The 19520-nt window shown below is 58.5% G+C and carries 16 protein-coding genes and 2 tRNA genes; 10 read left to right on the top strand and 8 right to left on the bottom strand.

What is annotated here, in order from left to right:
* Positions 1–54 precede the first annotated feature (54 nt).
* From I2I05_RS04560 to I2I05_RS04585, 6 genes are all read left to right on the top strand, one after another.
* Complete coding sequence (locus I2I05_RS04560) at positions 55–729, top strand: dioxygenase family protein (RefSeq protein WP_394368723.1); 675 nt, start codon at positions 55–57, stop codon at positions 727–729.
* 27 nt (positions 730–756) lie between these two features.
* A complete protein-coding gene (locus I2I05_RS04565) occupies positions 757–1185 on the top strand; it encodes a hypothetical protein (RefSeq protein ID WP_196281053.1) in 429 nt (142 codons plus the stop codon).
* A 309-nt stretch (positions 1186–1494) separates the two neighbouring features.
* Positions 1495–2997, top strand: a complete 1503-nt coding sequence (gndA, locus tag I2I05_RS04570) for an NADP-dependent phosphogluconate dehydrogenase (RefSeq protein ID WP_196281054.1) — start codon at positions 1495–1497, stop codon at positions 2995–2997.
* Positions 2998–3034: 37 nt separating this feature from the next.
* Positions 3035–4549 carry a glucose-6-phosphate dehydrogenase gene (gene zwf / locus I2I05_RS04575; protein WP_196281055.1) on the top strand — a complete coding sequence of 505 codons (1515 nt, stop codon included), beginning with the start codon at positions 3035–3037 and terminating at the stop codon, positions 4547–4549.
* 3 nt (positions 4550–4552) lie between these two features.
* Positions 4553–5281: a 6-phosphogluconolactonase gene (gene pgl, locus I2I05_RS04580; RefSeq protein ID WP_196281056.1), complete on the top strand. Its 729-nt coding sequence runs from the start codon at positions 4553–4555 to the stop codon at positions 5279–5281.
* A gap of 156 nt (positions 5282–5437) precedes the next feature.
* Complete coding sequence (locus I2I05_RS04585) at positions 5438–5800, top strand: hypothetical protein (RefSeq protein WP_196281057.1); 363 nt, start codon at positions 5438–5440, stop codon at positions 5798–5800.
* A 163-nt stretch (positions 5801–5963) separates the two neighbouring features.
* Here I2I05_RS04585 and I2I05_RS04590 read toward each other — a convergent pair whose 3' ends face one another.
* The 6 genes from I2I05_RS04590 to mltG form a co-directional block, all read right to left on the bottom strand.
* The gene (locus I2I05_RS04590; protein ID WP_196281058.1) at positions 5964–7424 is read right to left on the bottom strand and encodes an OmpA family protein; all 1461 of its coding nucleotides are present in this window, start codon (positions 7422–7424) and stop codon (positions 5964–5966) included.
* A gap of 326 nt (positions 7425–7750) precedes the next feature.
* Positions 7751–7835: transfer RNA gene (locus tag I2I05_RS04595), tRNA-Ser, on the bottom strand.
* Positions 7836–7908: 73 nt separating this feature from the next.
* Positions 7909–7995 (bottom strand) — tRNA-Ser (locus I2I05_RS04600).
* A gap of 136 nt (positions 7996–8131) precedes the next feature.
* The gene (locus I2I05_RS04605) at positions 8132–9130 is read right to left on the bottom strand and encodes a YihY/virulence factor BrkB family protein (protein WP_196281059.1); all 999 of its coding nucleotides are present in this window, start codon (positions 9128–9130) and stop codon (positions 8132–8134) included.
* Between the two features lie 144 nt (positions 9131–9274).
* Positions 9275–9766, bottom strand: coding sequence for an acyl-CoA thioesterase (locus tag I2I05_RS04610; RefSeq protein WP_196281060.1), 492 nt, complete (start codon positions 9764–9766; stop codon positions 9275–9277).
* Between the two features lie 57 nt (positions 9767–9823).
* On the bottom strand, positions 9824–10906 hold the full coding sequence (mltG, locus tag I2I05_RS04615) for an endolytic transglycosylase MltG (RefSeq protein WP_196281061.1): 1083 nt from the start codon (positions 10904–10906) through the stop codon (positions 9824–9826).
* Positions 10907–11113: 207 nt separating this feature from the next.
* Here mltG and I2I05_RS04620 point away from each other — a divergent pair, with 207 nt between their 5' ends.
* Complete coding sequence (locus I2I05_RS04620; RefSeq protein WP_196281062.1) at positions 11114–11746, top strand: L-threonylcarbamoyladenylate synthase; 633 nt, start codon at positions 11114–11116, stop codon at positions 11744–11746.
* Between the two features lie 66 nt (positions 11747–11812).
* Here the strand turns inward: I2I05_RS04620 and I2I05_RS04625 are convergent, their stop codons facing one another.
* Entirely contained in the window at positions 11813–12745 is a 933-nt protein-coding gene (locus I2I05_RS04625; RefSeq protein ID WP_230688156.1) for a lysophospholipid acyltransferase family protein, read from the bottom strand.
* Positions 12742–13623, bottom strand: a complete 882-nt coding sequence (locus tag I2I05_RS04630; RefSeq protein WP_196281063.1) for a hypothetical protein — start codon at positions 13621–13623, stop codon at positions 12742–12744. The genes I2I05_RS04625 and I2I05_RS04630 overlap by 4 nt, the downstream gene beginning before the upstream one ends.
* Positions 13624–13712: 89 nt before the next feature.
* On the opposite strand from I2I05_RS04630, the gene I2I05_RS04635 reads away from it, so the two are divergent.
* The 3 genes from I2I05_RS04635 to I2I05_RS04645 all read left to right on the top strand — a co-directional run bounded on the left by I2I05_RS04635 (position 13713) and on the right by I2I05_RS04645 (position 19457).
* A complete protein-coding gene (locus I2I05_RS04635) occupies positions 13713–14387 on the top strand; it encodes a WbqC family protein (protein ID WP_317192316.1) in 675 nt (224 codons plus the stop codon).
* 177 nt (positions 14388–14564) lie between these two features.
* Positions 14565–17174, top strand: coding sequence for an ATP-dependent Clp protease ATP-binding subunit (locus tag I2I05_RS04640; protein ID WP_196281064.1), 2610 nt, complete (start codon positions 14565–14567; stop codon positions 17172–17174).
* A 138-nt stretch (positions 17175–17312) separates the two neighbouring features.
* Complete coding sequence (locus I2I05_RS04645) at positions 17313–19457, top strand: S9 family peptidase (protein WP_196281065.1); 2145 nt, start codon at positions 17313–17315, stop codon at positions 19455–19457.
* Positions 19458–19520 lie beyond the last annotated feature (63 nt).

The raw sequence follows: 19520 nt of genomic DNA on the forward strand, positions 1-19520 counted from the left end.
TGTCCTAAAACAGCTAGCCTCATGGAACGGAAGCATTTTCTTAAATCCCTGCTCTTGGGCACTGCATCGGTGCCAGTACTGCTCTCGGCCTGCGGCAAAGAGTCGGAAACGGTAACGCCCGCCACGGGCACCGACGGTGCCACAGGTTGTTGCAGCGTGGCGCCTACCGAAACAGAAGGGCCCTTTCCCACCAAAGCGCCGGCCTCTTACGTGCGCAGCGACATCCGCGACGGCAAGGCCGGCCACGTGATGACGGCCAAAATCACCATTATCAATGCGAACAACATCTGCGCGGCGCTGGCCGGGGCGCTGGTCGACATTTGGCACTGCGACGCCGAAGGCAACTACTCGGAATACGGCGGCGGCGGGATGCAAAGCACCAACTACCAAGCCGTGCACTTCCTGCGGGGGCGCCAAACCACCGATGCCAACGGCCAAGTGACGTTCACCAGCATTTTTCCGGGCTGGTACTCCGGGCGTGCCACCCACATCCACGTGCACGTGTACAGCGCGAGCGGCGTCTCGCTCAAGGTCACTCAGATTGCTTTCCCCGAAGGCACGGGCTCGGCCGTAGCGGCCGTGAACGGCTACGGCAAGGGCCTGTCGGGCTACACCACCAACGCCCGCGACAACGTGTTCAGCGACGGGGTGGGCCTGGAGCTGGCCACCGTCACCGGCAACACCACCGACGGTTTCCAGCTGGCCATCACCTTCGGGGTTGCGGCCTAAGCTAGCGACGCTCCTGCTTCTGCTGCCATGACGGCCCGCATCATCACCCTGTGCTACCGCAAACTCATCGACGCCAGTGCGGCCCGGCCCTGGGACCAGCTGGTGTTTGAAGACACGTATGCCGAGTTTCGGATGCAGGCCCAGCTCTTCAATCCGGAGAAGCGCTTTCGCACCCTGGCCGAGTTGCTGCAGCACGCGCCGGGCGCCGACCAGCTCGCCTTTCTAGTGAGCGCCGCGGCGCGCGGCTACCTGCAGCAACTCCAAGGCCTGGTGCCCGATGTGGTGGACAACCTGGGCCTAGCGCCCGACTTGCAGCTCCGGCGCAGAACCGGTCAACTGTTGCTGAAGCACAAGCTGCCCCGAAATAGAATGAATCCGGGCCATTACCTTGCCCGAGCCAACTGGCAGGGCCAGGGTGAGGCGCTTGGCTATGAATTGGGATGGGAATGCCGATGAGGTCGTCGGCAGAGAATTACTTCTCCGGCCGCGCCGCCGGACTAAATGCGACAATGTCGAGGCCTTAGCGCACAAGCTAGCCGCCTCCGGTTTTAAGCTTTACCGCCTTGGGGTTGGCCACCGGACTTGTCCCGTTGGCCCCGGTAACAAATGGGCTCTTCTCCCGTTTGGTTATAAGCAAAACCGTAACTCGGAACGGGTTTTTATGGCACGCAGGCTTGTAGGCTGGGCGCTTCCGGTGGAGGCTTTCAGCAAGAGTCCCTTACCTTTTGCCGGCTCAAAGCCCCTCATTATGTCCCTCCTCTCCTTATGACGACACCCCCTGTTTCTTTCTCCTTGGGCATGATTGGCCTTGGCACCATGGGCCGCAACCTGCTGCTAAACCTCGCCGACCATGAGTTTGCCGTGGCCGGCTACGACAAGGACGCCGAAAAAATTCGGCTCTTGGCCGAGGAAGGAGTAGGCAAGCCGGTGCTGGGCTTCACCGACATTGCCGCCTTTGTGCAAAGCCTGCACACGCCGCGCTCCATCATGCTGCTGGTGCCAGCCGGCAAGATTGTCGACAACGTAATTGAGGAACTGCTGCCCCTGCTCACGCCCGGTGACATCATCATCGACGGCGGCAATTCATACTTCACCGATACCAATCGCCGCGATGCCGCGCTGGCCGCCGCGGGATTTCACTTCTTCGGCATGGGCATTTCGGGCGGCGAAGAAGGCGCCCGCTTTGGGCCCAGCATGATGCCCGGCGGCGACAAACAGGCCTACGCTGTGGTGCAACCCCTGTTCGAAGCCATTGCGGCCCGGGCCGACGACGGCGCCCCCTGCGTGACGTACATCGGACCCGGCGCGGCTGGCCACTTCGTCAAGATGGTGCACAACGGCATCGAGTACGGCCTGATGCAGCTCATTGCCGAAACCTACGAGCTGATGAAGCGCGGCCTGGGGCTGGACAATGCCGCCATCGGCCGGGTGTTTGCGCAGTGGAACAGCGGCCGGCTCCAGTCGTTCTTGCTGGACATCACGAAGGACATCTTTACCTTCCGCGCCCCCAATACCGACCATTTGCTGCTCGACGACATCAAGGACGAGGCCCGCTCCAAGGGCACGGGCAAGTGGACCTCGCAAGTGGCCATGGACCTGGAAGTACCGCTGCCCACCGTGGACACGGCCGTGACCATGCGCAACCTCTCAAAAGCAAAAGCCCTGCGCGAGCAGCTGGCCACGCTGTATGGCCCGGCGCCGGCGCCGCTGGTCGTCGATGCCGAAGCATTTCTGGCCAGCTTGGAAGAAGCGTTTTTCTTCAACACGGTCATCACCTACGCGCAGGGCATGCAACTGCTCGCGCAGGCATCAGTGGAGTTTTCTTATGACTTGCAGCTGGCCGAAATTGCCAAAATCTGGCGGGGCGGCTGCATCATTCGTTCCGCGTTTCTCAACGATATTTTTAACGCGTATCAGCAAGCGCCCGGCCTAGCGCATTTGCTGCTCGATGCGCGGGTGCGCGAACAGGTGAGCCAGGCCGTGCCCGGCGCCCGGACGGTGGTAGCGGCGGCGGTTTCGGCCGGACTGGCGGCGCCGGCCTACGCGGCTTCGCTGAGCTACTTCGATGCGCTGCGCAGCGCCCGCATGCCTTCCAACCTGATTCAGGCCCAGCGCGATTATTTCGGCGCCCACACCTACGAGCTGATTGGCCACGAAGGCGTTTTTCACTCGCAATGGACGCCCTTGCACGAGGACGCGGCCAACAAAAGCACCACGCAGGCGGGGCCGGCCGCGGCCAGCGAGCAGCCCGTGATTCCGAACAAGTAGGCTGCCCGTTGCTTCATCATTTCTGCATGCCCTTTTCATGAGCTCAACCAAAAAAATGCCGCCGACCATCTTCGTGATTTTTGGCGGCACCGGCGATTTGAATGCCCGCAAGCTGGCCCCGGCCCTGTACCATTTGTTTCTCGACGGCTGGCTGCCCGAGCAGTTTGCCCTCATCGGCACGGGCCGCACCGAACTCTCGGATGAGGAATTCCGGCGGCGAATGCTGGACGGCATCAACGAGTTTTCGCGGACTGGTAAAGCCGGAAAAGCCGAGTGGGCTCGGTTTTCGGAACACATTGTGTACCAGGTGGCCGATGTCAAGAATGCAGTCACTTACCAAGAATTTGGTAAGCGCATCGCGGCGTATGAGAAGGAATGGAAGGCCCAAGCCAACGTCATCTATTACTTGGCCGTGGCGCCCGAGTTCTTCCCCATTATCGCCTCGAACTTGGCCAAAAGCAACCTCACCACCGACCCAGACCGCACGCGCATCGTCATCGAAAAGCCGTTTGGCAACGATTTGGATTCGTCGCGCGAGTTGAACCACTTGCTGGGCCAGATTTTTGACGAGCGCCAGATTTACCGCATCGACCACTACTTGGGCAAGGAAACGGTGCAAAACATCATGGCCTTTCGCTTTGCTAATGCCCTGCTGGAACCGCTGTGGAACCGCAATTACATTGAGCACGTGCAGATTTCGGTGACCGAACAGCTGGGCGTGGGCGACCGCAGCGGCTACTACGACGGCGCCGGCGCCATGCGCGACATGATTCAGAACCATCTGCTGCAGCTGCTGTGCCTGGTGGCCATGGAGCCGCCCGTCAATTTCACGGCCGACGAAGTGCGCAACCGCAAGGTGGACGTGCTGCGCGCCATGCGCCGGTTTGGCCCGGAAGACGTGCGCGAATCGGCCGTGCGCGGGCAGTACGGCTCGGGCTGGATGGAGGGGCAGCAGGTGCCCGGCTACCGCGAAGAAGTAGACGCCAACCCGCAGTCCAACACCGAAACTTTTGCTGCCGTGAAGTTTTTCGTGGACAACTGGCGTTGGCAGGGCGTGCCGTTTTACGTACGCACCGGCAAGCGCATGCACCGCTCGGCGTCTATCATCACCATTCAGTTTAAGGACGCGCCGCACTGCATTTTCCCGCCCGAAACGGCCGAAAGCTGGCAGCAAAACCGCCTCATTATCAGCATCCAGCCCGAGATGAGCATTCGCCTGCAAGTGCAAGCCAAGCGCCCCGGCCTCGACATGATGCTCAACACCGTGGACATGGTGTTCGACTACAAAGGCACTTACACCAGCGAAGCCCCCGAAGCCTACGAAACGCTGCTGCTCGACACCATGCTCGGCGACCAGACCCTCTTCATGCGCGGCGACCAGGTAGAAGCGGCCTGGGACCTCATTATGCCCATCTTACACTCCTGGCAGGGCCGGGCCAGCCAGAGTTTCCCCAACTACTCGGCCGACTCCTGGGGCCCCGAAGTGGCCGAAGCGCTGATTGCGCGCGACGGGTTCCATTGGTTTACGCTGCCCCTCAACGGAAACAAATAGCCCATGCCGCTGCACATTTACCCCACGGCGGAGGACGTTCTGCGCCACCTGGCCGATTATTTCTGCGAGTTGGTGGGCCAAGCCCTGGCGGCGCGGGGCCGGTTTGTGGTGGCCCTGTCTGGCGGCAGTTCTCCTAAGCAATTGTACGAGCTGCTGGCATCGCCGGCCTACCGCGACAAAATCAGCTGGCGTCAGGTGTATTTCTTCTTCGGCGATGAACGCTACGTGCCGCCCACCGATGCGGAGAGCAACTATTTGATGGCCAAAACGGCGCTGCTGGCGCCCCTGGGCATTTTGCCCGAGCAGGTGTTTGCCGTAGATACATCGCTGCCGCCAGCGGAGGCTGCGCAGGCCTACGCCCGCACCTTGGAGCATTTTTTTGCGGGCGAGGAAGCACGGTTCGACCTCGTGCTCCTAGGCCTGGGCGACGATGCGCACACCGCTTCGCTCTTTCCGTACACGTCGGTTTTGCACGACGCAAGTATTGGCGCCAAAGAAGTATTTCTGGAAGACAAGCACGTGTTCCGAATAACGCTGACGGCGCCTTTGCTCAACCAGGCCCGGGCGGTGGCCTTTCTGGTGTACGGTGCCGGCAAGGCTGCCGCCGTGGAGCGTGTGCTCACCGGGAAGCGAGACCCAGACCAGTTTCCCGCTCAATTAATTGCGCCCGCTGGCGAATTGCACTGGTATTTGGATAGCGCGGCAGCGGCCTTGCTACCCGACTCGTTGTAACCGACCAGTCGACAGCACCGCACTGTTAGCAACAGCTACTGCACCTGGGCAGTGGCTCCATGGGCAGCGCGAAGTAGTTTTGTTCTAGTAATTAACTACTCCTATTCTGAACTGCTTTTCAGTACGAGGACAACCGGAATTTACTCCTAAACAACTATGAAAAAGCTACTGATTGGCACTTCATTAGCACTCGCTACCGCCGCCTCGTGGGCCTTTTATCCCAAGGAAGCCGCACCAGCCGGCTACCTGGCCGTGATTGGTAGCGGACGCCCCGGAGCCTCCCACTCGCCCGAGATAACGACTATTTACCCCGATGGCCGCCGCCAAGTAATGAAACTCACCGGCCTCACCCCCAGCTCTGAGCGGAGCAGCACGGCCATAGCCGTCGAACTACATCATGCCGAAATGGTGAAAATCAATAAGCTCTACGCTCAGGGTTGGCGCATTGTAAGCATCACGCAAAGCACAGTCGGCGTCGGTGCCATTACCGAAACCGTGTATCTGATGGAAAAACGGTAGTCCGCAGCTTGGTCGTCATTGGGCAAACCGCATAGACACTTGTAGTTTATGTAGTGCGTGCAAGCGGCTATTATTGTCTCAACGCAAAAAGAGCCGGCTGATGGTGAAGAGAAGTAATTCTCTTCACCATCAGCCGGCTCTTTTTTACCCTAGCTGCTCGTAATTAGGGCAGCGGGGCAGGCGTCGGCACGAAGTCGAACTTGAACTCAACGCGACGGTTGCGGGACATGCCGGCGGCCGACGTGTTAGGAGCTGCAGGCTCGGCTTCACCACGGCCCTCGGTCAGGATGCGACTCGCATCGAGACCCTTGCCCGTGAAGTAGCGTTTCACCGATTCGGCACGACGCTCCGACAGGCCCTGGTTGTATTCGTCGGTTCCGCGGCTATCGGCGTGGCCGGTGATGCGCAGGCTGTAGTCGGGGTTGTCGTTCAGGGCCTTCACCATTTTGTTCAGGGCCGGATACGAGCTGCGCTCGATGACGGTGCTGTTGGTCTTGAAACGGATGGGCACTTCCAAGCCCTGAATTTTGGGGTCAATAACCATAGGGCAGCCCGTCGAGTCGACGCGGGCACCGGCAGCCGTGCCGGGGCACTTATCCACGTTGTCGGGAATGCCGTCGCCGTCCTGGTCCAGCACCAGCGGGCAACCATTAGCATCTACTTGCGTGCCGGCTGGCGTGCCGGGGCATTTGTCGTTGGGGTCGGATACGCCGTCGCTATCGGCATCCGGGCAGCCCTTGAGGGCCACAGTGCCGGGGGTGTCGGGGCAGGCGTCATCGCCATCGCGCACGCCGTCATTGTCACGGTCGGGGCAGCCTTCCAGTGCCGCTACGCCTTTTTCGGTGGGGCATTTGTCTTGGTAATCCGGCACGCCGTCAGCATCGCCATCCAAGGGGCAGCCGTTGGGGTCTACCGCTACGCCGGACGGCGTGTTGGGGCATTTGTCTTTGCGGTCGGGCACGCCGTCCGCGTCGGTGTCTTTGGGCTTGCCCAAGGCAAAGGTCAGGCCGGCGGTGTGCTGCAGGTAGCGGTCGTCGAAGCTGTCGTCGTCGCGGTTGGGTTCGCCGTCGATGTTAGCTCCCAGCGGCACATGTTGGCCGGTTTGAATGAACAAACCAATGCCTTCGGTTATCTGGAAATTGATGCCGGCCGCACCAAAGATGTCAAACAGCATGGCATTGCCTTCGACGTTGTTGCCCCGTACCGTGCCCTCGCGGCTCATGTACGTCAGGCCCGGCGCCAGCATCAGATACGGCTGAATCACAGCGTCCTCCTTGATGATGTTGCCGTTGTTGAGCTTGAATTTCAAGCCCAGATTGGCTGTGGCCAAGTTGGTGCTGAAGCTGTTCGCCGCGCTCTGCGGTTGGCTGCCTTTCAGTTCCACGTAGCCCAGGTGCAGCCCCAGGTCCAGGCCCGAGGTCAGGTAGCGGCTGATGCCCAGACCGGGCCCGCCATTAGCACGGCCCAAGTCCCAAAAGTGAGAGCCGTAATTGCCTTTGTATTGATAGGCGCTGCCCGAAAGGCTGATGGCCGTCTTGCGGTCGGCCGTCTGAGCGTACCCTTGCGTGGTTCCCAGCAGCGTCACGCCCAATAAGGCCACTATCGGGGTAAGTAAATGTCTCATATAGAAACGGTTTTGGTGATGAATACAGCCTAACGGGGTACGCACGCGAGTGCGCAAAGCCACTTAGGCTATAGTCATATACTTTCAATTTTCCCTTAAGGTTATAGACGAGTAGCAACCCAAACAGCCACTCAGCGCCTCCAATCCCCACTTTAGCCCGCGCCCCTGGCTCGCAATAGGCATCGCCACCCGGGGCTAACTTGCTTTTGATGAGTCCGCCAGAATAGTGGTTTTGGGATGCTGCTGCTTCATCTGGCTTCGGCCGGAACTGCACAAGAGCCTGAAAAAATAAAACCCCGCTTCCGGATTGGAAACGGGGTTTTTAGTAGAGAGCGAGGGATTCGAACCCCCGGAGGTTTGACCCTCAACGGTTTTCAAGACCGCCGCAATCGACCACTCTGCCAGCTCTCTGGGTCAATTACTGGTGCGCTGTTGTACGTAAATCAACAAAAAAGGCTTTTCCCAGCGCAGAAAAAGCCTTTTGTAGAGAAGGGGGGATTCGAACCCCCGATACCGTTGCCGGTATAACGGTTTTCGAAACCGTCGCATTCGACCACTCTGCCACCTCTCTAACAGGCTCCCCGAGTGATTGGGGAGTGCAAAAGTAGGAAGAAATAGGGAATGCGGAAGGAAGAATGGGGAATATTTGTAAAATTTCTTCTAGTGTGCTCAGAACGAAAGCTCTGGCACAAAGGCTCCACGCGAAGCTACCGGCCAGCCGCGGCTCCCTCCTGCCCGGCTTTCTCGGCCAGCTGCTCCAGCAGCATCTGCCGGCGGCGACCAGTTACGGCGTCCATGCTCACGTTCACTTCGAAGCCGATAATCAGCGTCATACACACAAATTCGAGCCACACCATGAAGCCCACTAGCGCACCGATGGAGCCGTAAAAAGTGTTGTAGGAATTAAAAATACGCACGTAGAGCGTGAACAGAAACGACACCAGAAAAATGAGCAGCGTGGCCACGATGGCCCCGGCCGAAATCAGCGGCCACTTGTCATGCACAGGCGGCACGAAGTAATAAATCACGCACGTCGTGCTCAAAAACAGGCCCACCAGGGAGCCGTAGCGAATAAGGGTGAGCACCAAATCGGTCAGGCGCTCGGGCACCACCTCGTAAAAAACCAGCCAGTCGATGAGGTAAGTTCCAAAGAAAATCCCGACGATGGCCAGTACCAGTATCAGCGAAAGCACAAACGTAAGTCCCGTGGCAATCATCCGCTTGCGGAAGTAGCTGCGGTGCTTAAACCACGGGTATTTTTTCTCAAAGGCATCGAGCAGGGCCATAATGCCGTTGGAGCTGAGCACTAGGGCCGTGCCGAAACCAAAGGAGAGCAACCCGCCGTGCGGAATATTCACAATGTCCTCAATGGTGGAAGCGGTGGCCGCGTACAACTCGCGCGGCATAAAGTCGCTTAGAAACAACAAGATGTCCACGTTCAGATTCGGCACGGGAATGTACGGAATAAGCGTGAACAGGAAAATAATGGTTGGGAACAGGGCCACCGTGAGGTTGAAGGCCATGTAGGCGGCACGCTTCTCCAGGCTATCGAGGCGCAGTTCGTGCAAAATGCGGTCGAGCACGTCGTAGAGCGACGCATGGCCCCCGGGCAGCCGCAACCGCTTCAAGCCCACAATCAGCCGCCGGTACGAGCGCTGCTGGCGCACATCGGGGAAGCGGGCACGACGGATGGCGGGAGCTTTCATGGACCACTAATAAAGTTACAAAACCGTCGGGCGGTGCCTGCCGAAACACCTATCCCGCCTTGCTAAACCAATTGCAGGGCCAACTAGTACGCTAGCGAAATGTTGACGGGCTTACCACATCGGCCGTTCTACCTTGCTCAACGCTTATTTTCGAAATGCGGCCGGTGCGGGCGCATCCGGCGGAATGGCGCCGGGCGTGGGCAGCACGGGGCTTTCCAACTCTTCTTCGCTAAAATACGGAGCCAGCCGCTCTTGGATGTTTTCGGGCATGGTAACGGGCCGGCCGGTGGTGGTTTTCACAAACACCATCAGCGTGTGGCCTTCGGTGAGCAAGTCGCCCGCCTCGTTGTATATCTCATATTCGAACGTGACGCGGGTGCCTTCGGGCGGCTGGCGCAACAGCAGGCGCACCGTGAGCAGGTCGTCGTAGCGCGCAGGCCGGCGGAAACGGGTGCGAATTTCGCCCACCGGCATGCCCACTCCGTCGGCTTCCATGTCCTTGTAGTTGATGCCCAACTTGCGGAAAGCTTCGGTGCGGGCTACCTCAAAATAGGCCGCGTAGTTGCCGTGATAGACGTAGCCCATCTGGTCGGTTTCGGCGTAGCGGACCCGGATTTGGATATCGGAAGAGAACATGCTGTGATGGTTGGTTAACCGTCGTGCTTCGCAGCGCTCTACACGACGGCGTGCTAATTACCGAATGCCGGCCCGCGTCAGCGCCGCTTGGTAGCGGCGGGCATTAAGAATGTGGTCCCGCTCGTTGGTAGCAAAGGCGTGATAGCCCGTAAAATCTTCCTTGGCGCAGAAGTACAAGTAGTTGTTGCTTTCGGGCTTTAGCACCGCGTCGATGCTGGCAATGCTGGGCAGGTTGATGGGGCCGGGCGGCAGGCCGCCATACTTATAGGTATTGTAAGGCGAGTCTTTTTGGAGGTGTACGTTCAGCACGCGCTTGATGGTGAAGTCGCGGTTGGCGTACACCACGGTGGGGTCGGCCTGGAGCTTCATGCCGCGCTTAAGGCGGTTGAGATAGACGCCGGCAATGCGCGGCCGCTCGTCGGCGTGCTGCTGCTGCTCTGCTTCCACAATGCTGGCCAGCGTGCTCACCTGCGCGCGGGTCAGGTTGAGTTTCTCGCGCTGGGCGTCGCGGGCGGGCGTCCAGAACTTCTCGTACTCCTTCTTCATCCTCTGCATCAGGTTATTGGCCGAGGTGTTCCAATACAGCTCGTAGGTGTTCGGGATGAACATGCTGAGCACGGTCGTTGTATCGAAACCCAGGCTGCGGGTGTAAGCAGGGCTGCTCAGCAGGGAATCGATTTGCGCCGGCTGGGCATCAATCTGGTTCGATAGTTTATTGGCTAGTTCGCCCCGCAGCCGCACGTTGGTGAACGTGAGCTTGAGCGGCGATTGCAGGCCAGCTTTCAGCACGTTGATAAGCTGGCGGTTGGTGTAGCCCTCCTTTAACTCGTAGCGCCCGGGCTTCACGTGCTCCGGGTACTTCATGAGCTTGGCCACAAAGTGCAGCGACAGCTTGTCGACGACTACGCCGGTCGCATCGATGTTTTGCAGGGCCGTCTTCCAGTCATCGCCGCGCCGGATGATGACGTGCGTCGGCTTGCCTTTGGTTTCGATGTTGGCGGTGAAAAACACCTGATAGAAATAATAAGAGAAGCAGACCAGCGCAAGCGTAAAAATGATGCTGACGGTAGCCCAGCGCCGGCGGCGTTTCAGGGCTTGGTCGCGGCGTTCGAGAATCGACTTTTGGGCAGGCTGGGACATGGGAAGCAATAAGAGAATCAGAGAAGCGACGTCAAAAGTACGAACAGTGGCCACCGCACAACGTAAGCTGCGCGGTAGTTGCTTCGTTTCGGCCGGCCGTAGTACCTTGCCCGCGTCTTGGGCCACTGCTGGCTACTTGCTGCCGGTTCAAGCCCTCCCTATCCGGCCTCAGTGCGCCGTCAATTTTTCAATCTCTCACCCCTCCGTATGCCCGCCACCCTTCTCCGCATTCACCCCGAAAACCCGCCTCAAAGCCGTATTCAGCAAGCCGTTGAGGTGTTGCGCAAAGGCGGAGTCATCATTTATCCCACCGATACGGTTTACGGAATTGGCTGCGATGTGACCAATGCCAAGGCCGTTGACAAAGTGTGCCGCATCAAGAAGCTGTTCCCTGACAAGGCCAACCTAAGCTTTATCTGCCACGACCTGTCGCACATTTCCGACTACGCCCACGGCATCACCACCTCTACTTACAAAGTCATCAAAAAAGCCCTGCCCGGGCCTTTTACCTTCATTTTTGAGGCCAGTTCCAACGCTCCGCGGTTCGGCGGCACCAAGCGCAAAACGGTCGGCATTCGGGTGCCCGACAACCAAATTATTTTGCAATTGGTGAAGGAACTCGGCAATCCCATCGTGAGCACCTCGGTGCGGGAGGACGAGAACACCATCGACGAATACGTGACCGACCCGGACCTGATTTTCGAGAAATACCGCCTTCTGGTTGACCTCGTCATCGACGGCGGCTTCGGGGGCAACGTTCCCAGCACCATCATCGACTGCACCAACGACGACTTCGAGCTAATCCGCCAGGGCGCGGGCGATATTGAGCAGTATTTGTAAACCAATTGGCACTGGCCCAATCCTGATATAAAAAGAGCCGCCTGCTTCCGTAGCAGGCGGCTCTTTTTATGCGGGTCGCTTGTGCTTCCAGCGGCGGTGGGTCCAGAGGTACTGCTCGGGCGCGGCCCGGATGTCGGCTTCCAAGTGGCGCACGAAAGCATCCGTAATGGGAAATTCATCAGCTGGCAACGGCGCATTGCCGTCGTACAGCTCGGTAAGGACGATTTCGTAGTAGCCGCGCCGAATTCGTTTGATGCTCACATACACCACCGGGCACTTAAACCGCGCTGCCAACCGGTCGGCGCTGGTGTAGAAACCAGAATCCTGGTTCATGAAGGTGGTCCAGTACGGACGGTCCTCCGGCCCGGCGGCTTGGTCCGAGAGCAGGCTCACCACACGCGGCTCCCCCCGGCGCTGCACCATGTCGCGCAAGGTGTCGCGCATGGGAATCAGGCCAGCACCGGTGCGGGTGCGCAACTGGTGCATGAAGCTTTCAAAAAACGGATTACTGAGCGGCTTGTACACGCCATCGACCTCCGCCGAAAGCCAAACCGCGCCAGAAGTGAGCACCCACTCCCAATTGCCGGCGTGCGACGAAAGGCCCAACGCCATGCGGCCGGCCCGGAAATGGCGCTCCAACACTTCGGGATTACGGAAGTTTACGCGCTGCTTCAGCTCAGCGTCCGACATGTGGGCTAGTTTAATGGTCTCGACCATCACCTGCGCAAAGTGCCGGTAAAAAGCTTTGCCGATGCGGTCAATCTCCGCGGCAGACTTTTCCGGAAAGGAATTGCGCAAGTTCTGCTGCACCACGCGCCAGCGGTAGCGCACCACGTAGGCGAGCAGAAAATAGAAGCCTTCGGCAATGACATACAACACGCCGTATGGCAAGCGGGCCAGCCCCAGCAGCAACCACCGTAGGGGCTCATACTGCCAGGGGTAGGTCAGGCGCGGCGCGGCGCGCTGGGCTGTATTTCCCGAAATGGTCCGTCCTCTCATCGGGGCACAGCGGCGCCGGCCGGCGCGTAGTCTACGGCGCTGCGGTCGCCAATCACCCGGTGGCCGGCCAGCAGCTTTTTATTGCCCGGGCCGCCGTATACCTCCACGAACAGCGTGAACGGCCCATCGGGCAGCGGCCCCAGGGGCAATTGGCCCACCACACTGGTTGGCCGCCCGCTCTCGGGGGTGAGAATGGCGTCGGCATCGGCCGCCGAGCCATCGGGCGTGGTGAGGTGGTAGTGAATGCGCACGGGCTGCCCGGCGGGCGCATCGTGCAGCTCGGTATAGAAAAATATATTTTCGGCACCCCGACTGTACACATTGCCGGGAGCCCGGGTGAGGCGGTAGCCGCTCCGGGCAAAATTATCCGTTCCGCCGCTACGGACTGCCGGGCGGGCCAGCAGCACGATGTCGGAAAGAAAGGTGGTCGTTGGGGTTTCCAGTAACAGAGGCTTTTCGACGGTGGTTTCGCCGTTGCTGCTCCGGTATTGGTCGCGCACGGTGCCACGCACGGTGTACTTGCCGTCCGGCAGCAAAATCCTTTTCAGGAAGCTCTGGGGGTTTTTGATGACGATGGACGTATCGGTGAGCACCGGGGGCTTCAAAATCACCACTTCGCGATAAGCGGGTTTGCCATCGGCTTTCAACACCTCCAACGTGACGGTGGCGGCCGACTGGAAAGCCCGGGGTGCCCGTTGTCGGTAGGTGAGGGCTTGCGTGGAAATGGTCACGTAGATTTCGACCTCCGCTCCTTTCTCTACTTTATTGAGGTTACGAAACCGGGCCACGTCCAATATAATGGGCGAAGTCCCCGCCTGGGCAACCAACGAAGTGGCCCACGAAAGCGCGCAGACGGCAAATAAGAGGAAGAAACGCATGGTGCAAAAGTAACGAGTTGAAAGCCGGCGCGGACCAGTGTCCGTTCTTTACCTAAAATCCGTGCCATCCGCCAAATCCTTCGAAATCCGTGATTCTTCTCACCGAAATCCACTACCATCCGCCAGCAGCCCTTTTCGCCGAACTGCTCCGGGCCGACGGCATCTTACTGGAAGCCCACGAGCATTACCGCAAGCAGACGTACCGCAACCGTTGCCTCATCCGCACGGCGCAGGGCGTGCAGCCGCTCACCGTGCCGGTTATCGATGGCAACCGGGCCGAAAAGGTCAGCATTTCAGCCATCGAAATTGATTACCGCCAAAACTGGATTCATCGGCACTGGCGCACCCTGCAAACGGCCTACGGCAACAGTCCTTATTTCGAGTACTATGCCGACTACCTGCATGATATTTACGTACGTAAGCCTATCTTGCTCTTCGACCTGAACCTGCAGTTTCTGCAGTTATTGCTGCGCTGTTTTCGACTGACCCTGCCCCTCCACCTCACCGACGAATACCTCCCCGACTACTCCGCGCAACCTTCTTTGGACAAATTTGGTCTTACAAGCAGTCAATCAATCATCGCCGATAGGCGCGACTGGTTGACACCTAAAAGCAACCCCAAAGCGGTAGAAACTGACAGTCCGGCAGCCCCTCCCCTGGTGCGGCCGTACCCCCAAGTGTTTGGCCCAGGTTTTGAGCCAGGGTTGAGCGTGCTGGACCTGCTGTTCTCGCAGGGCCCGGCGGCCGGCGCTTTTTTACAATAGCTGTACTTTTTGCAGCAACCTGTAATTTTCTGTCGACGTTAGATTAACTGCTTACGTGCCGTAACTGGCCCGAACCTTCGCCCGAGACTGCTTGTTTTCAAGCGACATCGGCCCAACCCGTTTAGCGTATATTATTCCCGACGCGGGGCTATTTGATTTTTCACTACGTTTATTGGCATGGAAGCTAAATTCTCAAACCGCGTCAAAGAGGTTATTTCCCTCAGTCGGGAAGAGGCCATCCGGCTTGGTCACGACTACATTGGTACTGAGCACCTGCTGCTCGGCATGATTCGGGAAGCGGAAGGCACGGCCCTTGGCCTGCTGCGCAAGCTGGGCGTGAGCATCGACGAGCTCAAGTTCTCGTTGGAGCAGGCCACGCGCAACACCGCGACCCAGGGCACCAGCATCACCGGCTCGATTCCGCTCACCAAGCAGACCGAGAAGGTGTTGAAAATAACCTATTTGGAGGCTAAAATCTTCAAGTCCGAAATCATCGGCACCGAACACCTCCTGTTGTCTATCCTGCGGGACGAAGACAATATTTCCTCTCAAATTCTCTCCAAGTTTAACGTGAACTACGAAACTGTGCGCGACTCGCTGGATTACCACGGCAACGCCTCGCCAAGCCCCAAAGCTGGTCCGGATACCGACGACGACGACAACGACAAACTGTTTGGCTCCTCCGGTCCCGGCGGACGCGGCGGTTCCGGCAGCGCCGGCACCACCAAGAAGCCCGGCGAAAAATCGCGCACCCCGGTGCTCGATAACTTCGGCCGCGACCTTACCAAGCTGGCCGAGGACGACAAGCTCGACCCCATCGTGGGCCGCGAAAAAGAGATTGAGCGCGTGGCCCAAATCCTGAGCCGCCGCAAAAAGAACAACCCGATTCTCATCGGTGAGCCCGGCGTGGGCAAAACGGCCATCGCCGAAGGCCTCGCCCTGCGCATCATCCAGAAGAAAGTGAGCCGCGTGCTTTTCAACAAGCGCGTCGTGACCCTTGATTTGGCTTCGCTGGTAGCTGGTACCAAATACCGTGGCCAGTTTGAGGAGCGCATGAAGGCCGTGATGAACGAGCTGGAAAAGTCGCCCGACGTGATTCTGTTCATCGACGAGTTGCATACCATCGTGGGTGCCGGCGGGGCTTCGGGTTCGCTCGACGCTTCGAACATGTTCAAGCCGGCTTTGGCCCGCGGCGAGATTCAATGCATCGGCGCCACCACGCTGGACGAGTACCGCCAGTACATCGAGAAAGACGGCGCTCTGGCCCGTCGTTTCCAGATGGTGATGGTGGACCCGACCACGCCCGAGGAAACCATCGAAATCCTGCACAACATCAAGGACAAGTATCAGGACCACCACCACGTGGTGTACACCGATAAGGCCATTGAGCAGTGCGTGATGCTGTCGGACCGCTACATGTCCGACCGTTTCCTGCCGGACAAGGCCATCGACATTCTCGACGAGGCCGGTGCCCGCGTGCACATCAACAACATCGTGGTGCCCGAGGATATTCTCACGCTCGAAGAGCAGATTGAGAACATAAAAGGCGAGAAAAACCGCGTGGTGAAATCGCAGAAATACGAGGAAGCCGCCAAGCTCCGCGACACCGAGAAGAAACTTCTGGACCAGCTCGAAACGGCTAAAAAGTCGTGGGAAGAGGAAACCAAGAAGAAGCGCTACACGGTGAAAGAGGAGAACGTGGCCGAGGTTATCGCCATGATGACCGGCATTCCCGTTTCGCGCGTGGCCCAGAACGAAAGCCAGAAACTCCTCAACATGAACGAGGAGTTGCAAGGCAAAGTAATTGGCCAAGACAAAGCCATTAAGCAATTGGTGAAAGCCATTCAGCGCACCCGCGTGGGCTTGAAGGACCCCAAGAAGCCGATTGGTTCGTTCGTGTTCCTCGGCCCGACGGGCGTGGGCAAGACGGAACTGGCCAAGGTGCTGGCTACTTACCTCTTCGACAAGGACGACGCACTAGTGCGCGTCGACATGTCGGAATACATGGAGAAGTTCAGCGTATCGCGCCTGGTGGGCGCGCCTCCCGGCTACGTGGGTTACGAAGAGGGCGGCCAGCTGACGGAGAAAATCCGCCGCAAGCCGTACTCGGTTATCCTGCTCGACGAGATTGAGAAGGCGCACCCGGACGTGTACAACCTGCTGCTTCAGGTGCTGGACGACGGTATCCTGACCGACGGCCTTGGCCGCAAGGTGGACTTCCGCAACACCATCATCATCATGACCTCGAACATCGGGGCGCGTGACTTGCAGGACTTCGGCGCTGGCATCGGCTTCGGCACGAAGGCCCGTCAGGACAACATGGACGAGTTGACCAAGGGCACCATCACGAATGCCCTGAAGAAGACGTTCTCACCCGAGTTCCTGAACCGCTTGGATGATGTCATCGTCTTCAACTCGCTGGACAAAAAGGACATTCACAAAATCATCGACATCAGCCTCAGCAAGCTCCTCTCGCGGGTGCAGGCCCTGGGTTACCGGGTTGAGTTGACGGAAGCCGCCAAGGATTTTGTGGCCGATAAGGGCTATGACCCGAAGTACGGTGCTCGTCCGCTGAACCGGGCCATCCAGAAGTATATCGAAGACCCGATTGCGGAGGAAATCCTCAAAGCCCAAGTGGTGCACGGCGACGTCATCACGGCCGACTATGCGGAGGGGGCCGAAGAACTGACCTTCGCCGTGAGCAAGAGCGGTGAGGCCCAGAACCTCGCCAGCGACGAGCGGCCGGCCGAAACGCCGGAAGCGCCCGATACAGATTCGAAGAAGTAATTTCTGCTTGGCTTTCGCTTGGCGAGAGGATAAGAAGCCGGTTCCAGCAATGGAGCCGGCTTTTTTGTTGTGCCCCTCTTAACTTGCTAGCTGATTCTGAACGACATTGCCGAGCTTACAATAAATCACAGGCCCTTTATGAATTTTTTACAAAGAGCTGCCCTCACTGGTGCCGGTGCGGCCCTCACTGGCGTAGCCTTGGCGCAATCAGCACCAGTAGCAGCCATCAAGCCCAAGGTGTTTACTGATTTCGGCATTACCCGCACCGATAACTACTATTGGCTCAATCAGCCCACGAACCCCGAGGTGCTGAAATACCTCACCGCCGAAAATGCTTATTACGATAAGCAAATGGCCGGCACAAAAACCCTGCAACAGAAGCTGGTAGCAGAAATTAAGGGCCGCATCAAGCAAGAGGATGCAACGGTTGCCTACCGCGATAACGGCTACCTGTATTACTCGCGCTTCGACTTTGGCGGCGAGTATCCGATATACTGCCGCAAGAAAGGCAGTTCCGTAGAAATCGAAGAAGTGATTCTCAACGCCGACGAGTTGGGGGCGGGCCGCCCTTATTACCAAATCGGCGATTGGGCGGTGAGCGACAACAACCAGTTGCTGGCCTACACGGCCGATACGGTGAGCCGGCGCTTGTACACGCTTCGTTTCAAGAATCTCGTTACGGGAATGCTCTATCCCGAGCGCATTGCCAACACCGGCGGCGAAGTGGTATGGGCGGCCGATAACAAAACGGTGTTCTACACCAAAAAAGACGTCAACACCCTGCTGCCCTACCAAGTATACCGGCACACGCTCGGCACCGACCCCAAGGGCGATGTATTGATTCACGAGGAGCGCGACAACACCTTTAACGTGGGCGTGACCCGTTCCAAGTCGAAGAAATTCATTGGCATTGTGCTCACCAGTTCCCTGTCGTCGGAATACCGCTACCTCGACGCGGCCACGCCGACGGGACAGTTCAAGACGTTTTTGCGGCGGGAGAAAGACCACCTGTATACCGTGGAGCATCTGGACGATAAGTTCTACGTGCGCAGCAACTGGCAAGCGCCCAACTACCGCCTCATGGTGACGCCCGTGGCCAACACGGCCAAAGCCACCTGGCGCGATGCCATCACCCGCCATCCGGAAATTTTCCTCGACAACTTTGAGTTGTTCCGGGATTATCTCGTGCTGAACGAGCGCAAAGGCGGCCTGCGCCAATTGCGGGTGGTGAGCCTCAAGGACAAACAGGAGCACTACCTGCCATTCGACGAGCCGGCCTATACCGCCACCGTGGGCATTAATGCGGAAATGGATACGCCCCTGCTGCGCTACAACTACACGTCGTTGACCACGCCGGCATCCACCTTTGAGTACGACATGAGCACGCGCACCAGCACGCTACTGAAGGAGCAACCCGTGCAAGGCGGCTTCAACAAACGCGACTACGTGACGGAGCGCATATTCGTGAAATCGCGCGACAACGTCTTCATTCCCATGTCCATCGTGTACAAGAAGGGCACGAAGCTGGATGGCACCGCGCCGCTTTTGCAATATGCTTACGGTTCTTACGGCTTCTCGCAGGACCCAACCTTCAGCGCGGCCCGCCTGAGCTTGCTCAACCGCGGCTTCATCTACGCGCTGTGCAATATTCGGGGCGGGCAGGAAATGGGCCGCCAGTGGTTCGAAAATGGCCGCATGTTGAACAAAATCAACAGCTTCAACGACTTTATCGATTGCTCGCTATACCTCACCACGAAGCGCGATGCCAAAGTGGCAACCGACAAAACCAAGCAGCAGTACACTTCTACCGATAAGCTATTTGCCATGGGCGGCAGTGCCGGGGGCCTGCTCATGGGCGCCGTGATGAACATGCGGCCCGACCTCTACAAAGGCGTGATTGCGGCCGTGCCTTTTGTGGATGTGGTGACCACCATGTCGGACCCCAGCATTCCGCTCACCACCAGCGAGTACGACCAATGGGGCAACCCCGCCGACGAAGAATACTTCAACTACATGCTCTCGTATTCTCCCTACGACAACGTGACCGCGCAGGCCTACCCCAACGTTCTTGTTACGACCGGCCTACATGATTCGCAGGTGCAGTACTACGAACCCGCCAAGTGGGTGGCAAAGCTGCGCGCCCTGAAAACCGACAAGAACCAACTCCTCCTGCATACCGACATGAGTGCTGGGCACGGCGGAGCTTCGGGTCGGTTTAAGTCCATCAACGACACGGCGCGGCAGTACGCGTTTATGCTGCAACTGCTGGGCAAGAACTTATAAGAACGCTCCAAGCAGAACTGTACAACACTCCTCATCTTCCCAAAATACCGCGGCCGTAATCTA

Source organism: Hymenobacter jeongseonensis, assembly GCF_015694725.1.
GTDB lineage: Bacteria > Bacteroidota > Bacteroidia > Cytophagales > Hymenobacteraceae > Hymenobacter > Hymenobacter jeongseonensis.

Coding starts and splice junctions, on each gene's coding strand:
- I2I05_RS04565 (WP_196281053.1), top strand. CDS start 757: ATGACGGCCCGCATCATCACCCTGTGCTACCGCAAACTCATCGACGCC.
- mltG (WP_196281061.1), bottom strand. CDS start 10,906: ATGTCCCAGCCTGCCCAAAAGTCGATTCTCGAACGCCGCGACCAAGCC.
- I2I05_RS04645 (WP_196281065.1), top strand. CDS start 17,313: ATGAATTTTTTACAAAGAGCTGCCCTCACTGGTGCCGGTGCGGCCCTC.
- I2I05_RS04590 (WP_196281058.1), bottom strand. CDS start 7,424: ATGAGACATTTACTTACCCCGATAGTGGCCTTATTGGGCGTGACGCTG.
- I2I05_RS04610 (WP_196281060.1), bottom strand. CDS start 9,766: ATGTTCTCTTCCGATATCCAAATCCGGGTCCGCTACGCCGAAACCGAC.
- I2I05_RS04625 (WP_230688156.1), bottom strand. CDS start 12,745: ATGAGAGGACGGACCATTTCGGGAAATACAGCCCAGCGCGCCGCGCCG.
- pgl (WP_196281056.1), top strand. CDS start 4,553: ATGCCGCTGCACATTTACCCCACGGCGGAGGACGTTCTGCGCCACCTG.
- gndA (WP_196281054.1), top strand. CDS start 1,495: ATGACGACACCCCCTGTTTCTTTCTCCTTGGGCATGATTGGCCTTGGC.
- I2I05_RS04585 (WP_196281057.1), top strand. CDS start 5,438: ATGAAAAAGCTACTGATTGGCACTTCATTAGCACTCGCTACCGCCGCC.
- I2I05_RS04620 (WP_196281062.1), top strand. CDS start 11,114: ATGCCCGCCACCCTTCTCCGCATTCACCCCGAAAACCCGCCTCAAAGC.
- I2I05_RS04630 (WP_196281063.1), bottom strand. CDS start 13,623: ATGCGTTTCTTCCTCTTATTTGCCGTCTGCGCGCTTTCGTGGGCCACT.
- I2I05_RS04640 (WP_196281064.1), top strand. CDS start 14,565: ATGGAAGCTAAATTCTCAAACCGCGTCAAAGAGGTTATTTCCCTCAGT.
- I2I05_RS04605 (WP_196281059.1), bottom strand. CDS start 9,130: ATGAAAGCTCCCGCCATCCGTCGTGCCCGCTTCCCCGATGTGCGCCAG.
- zwf (WP_196281055.1), top strand. CDS start 3,035: ATGAGCTCAACCAAAAAAATGCCGCCGACCATCTTCGTGATTTTTGGC.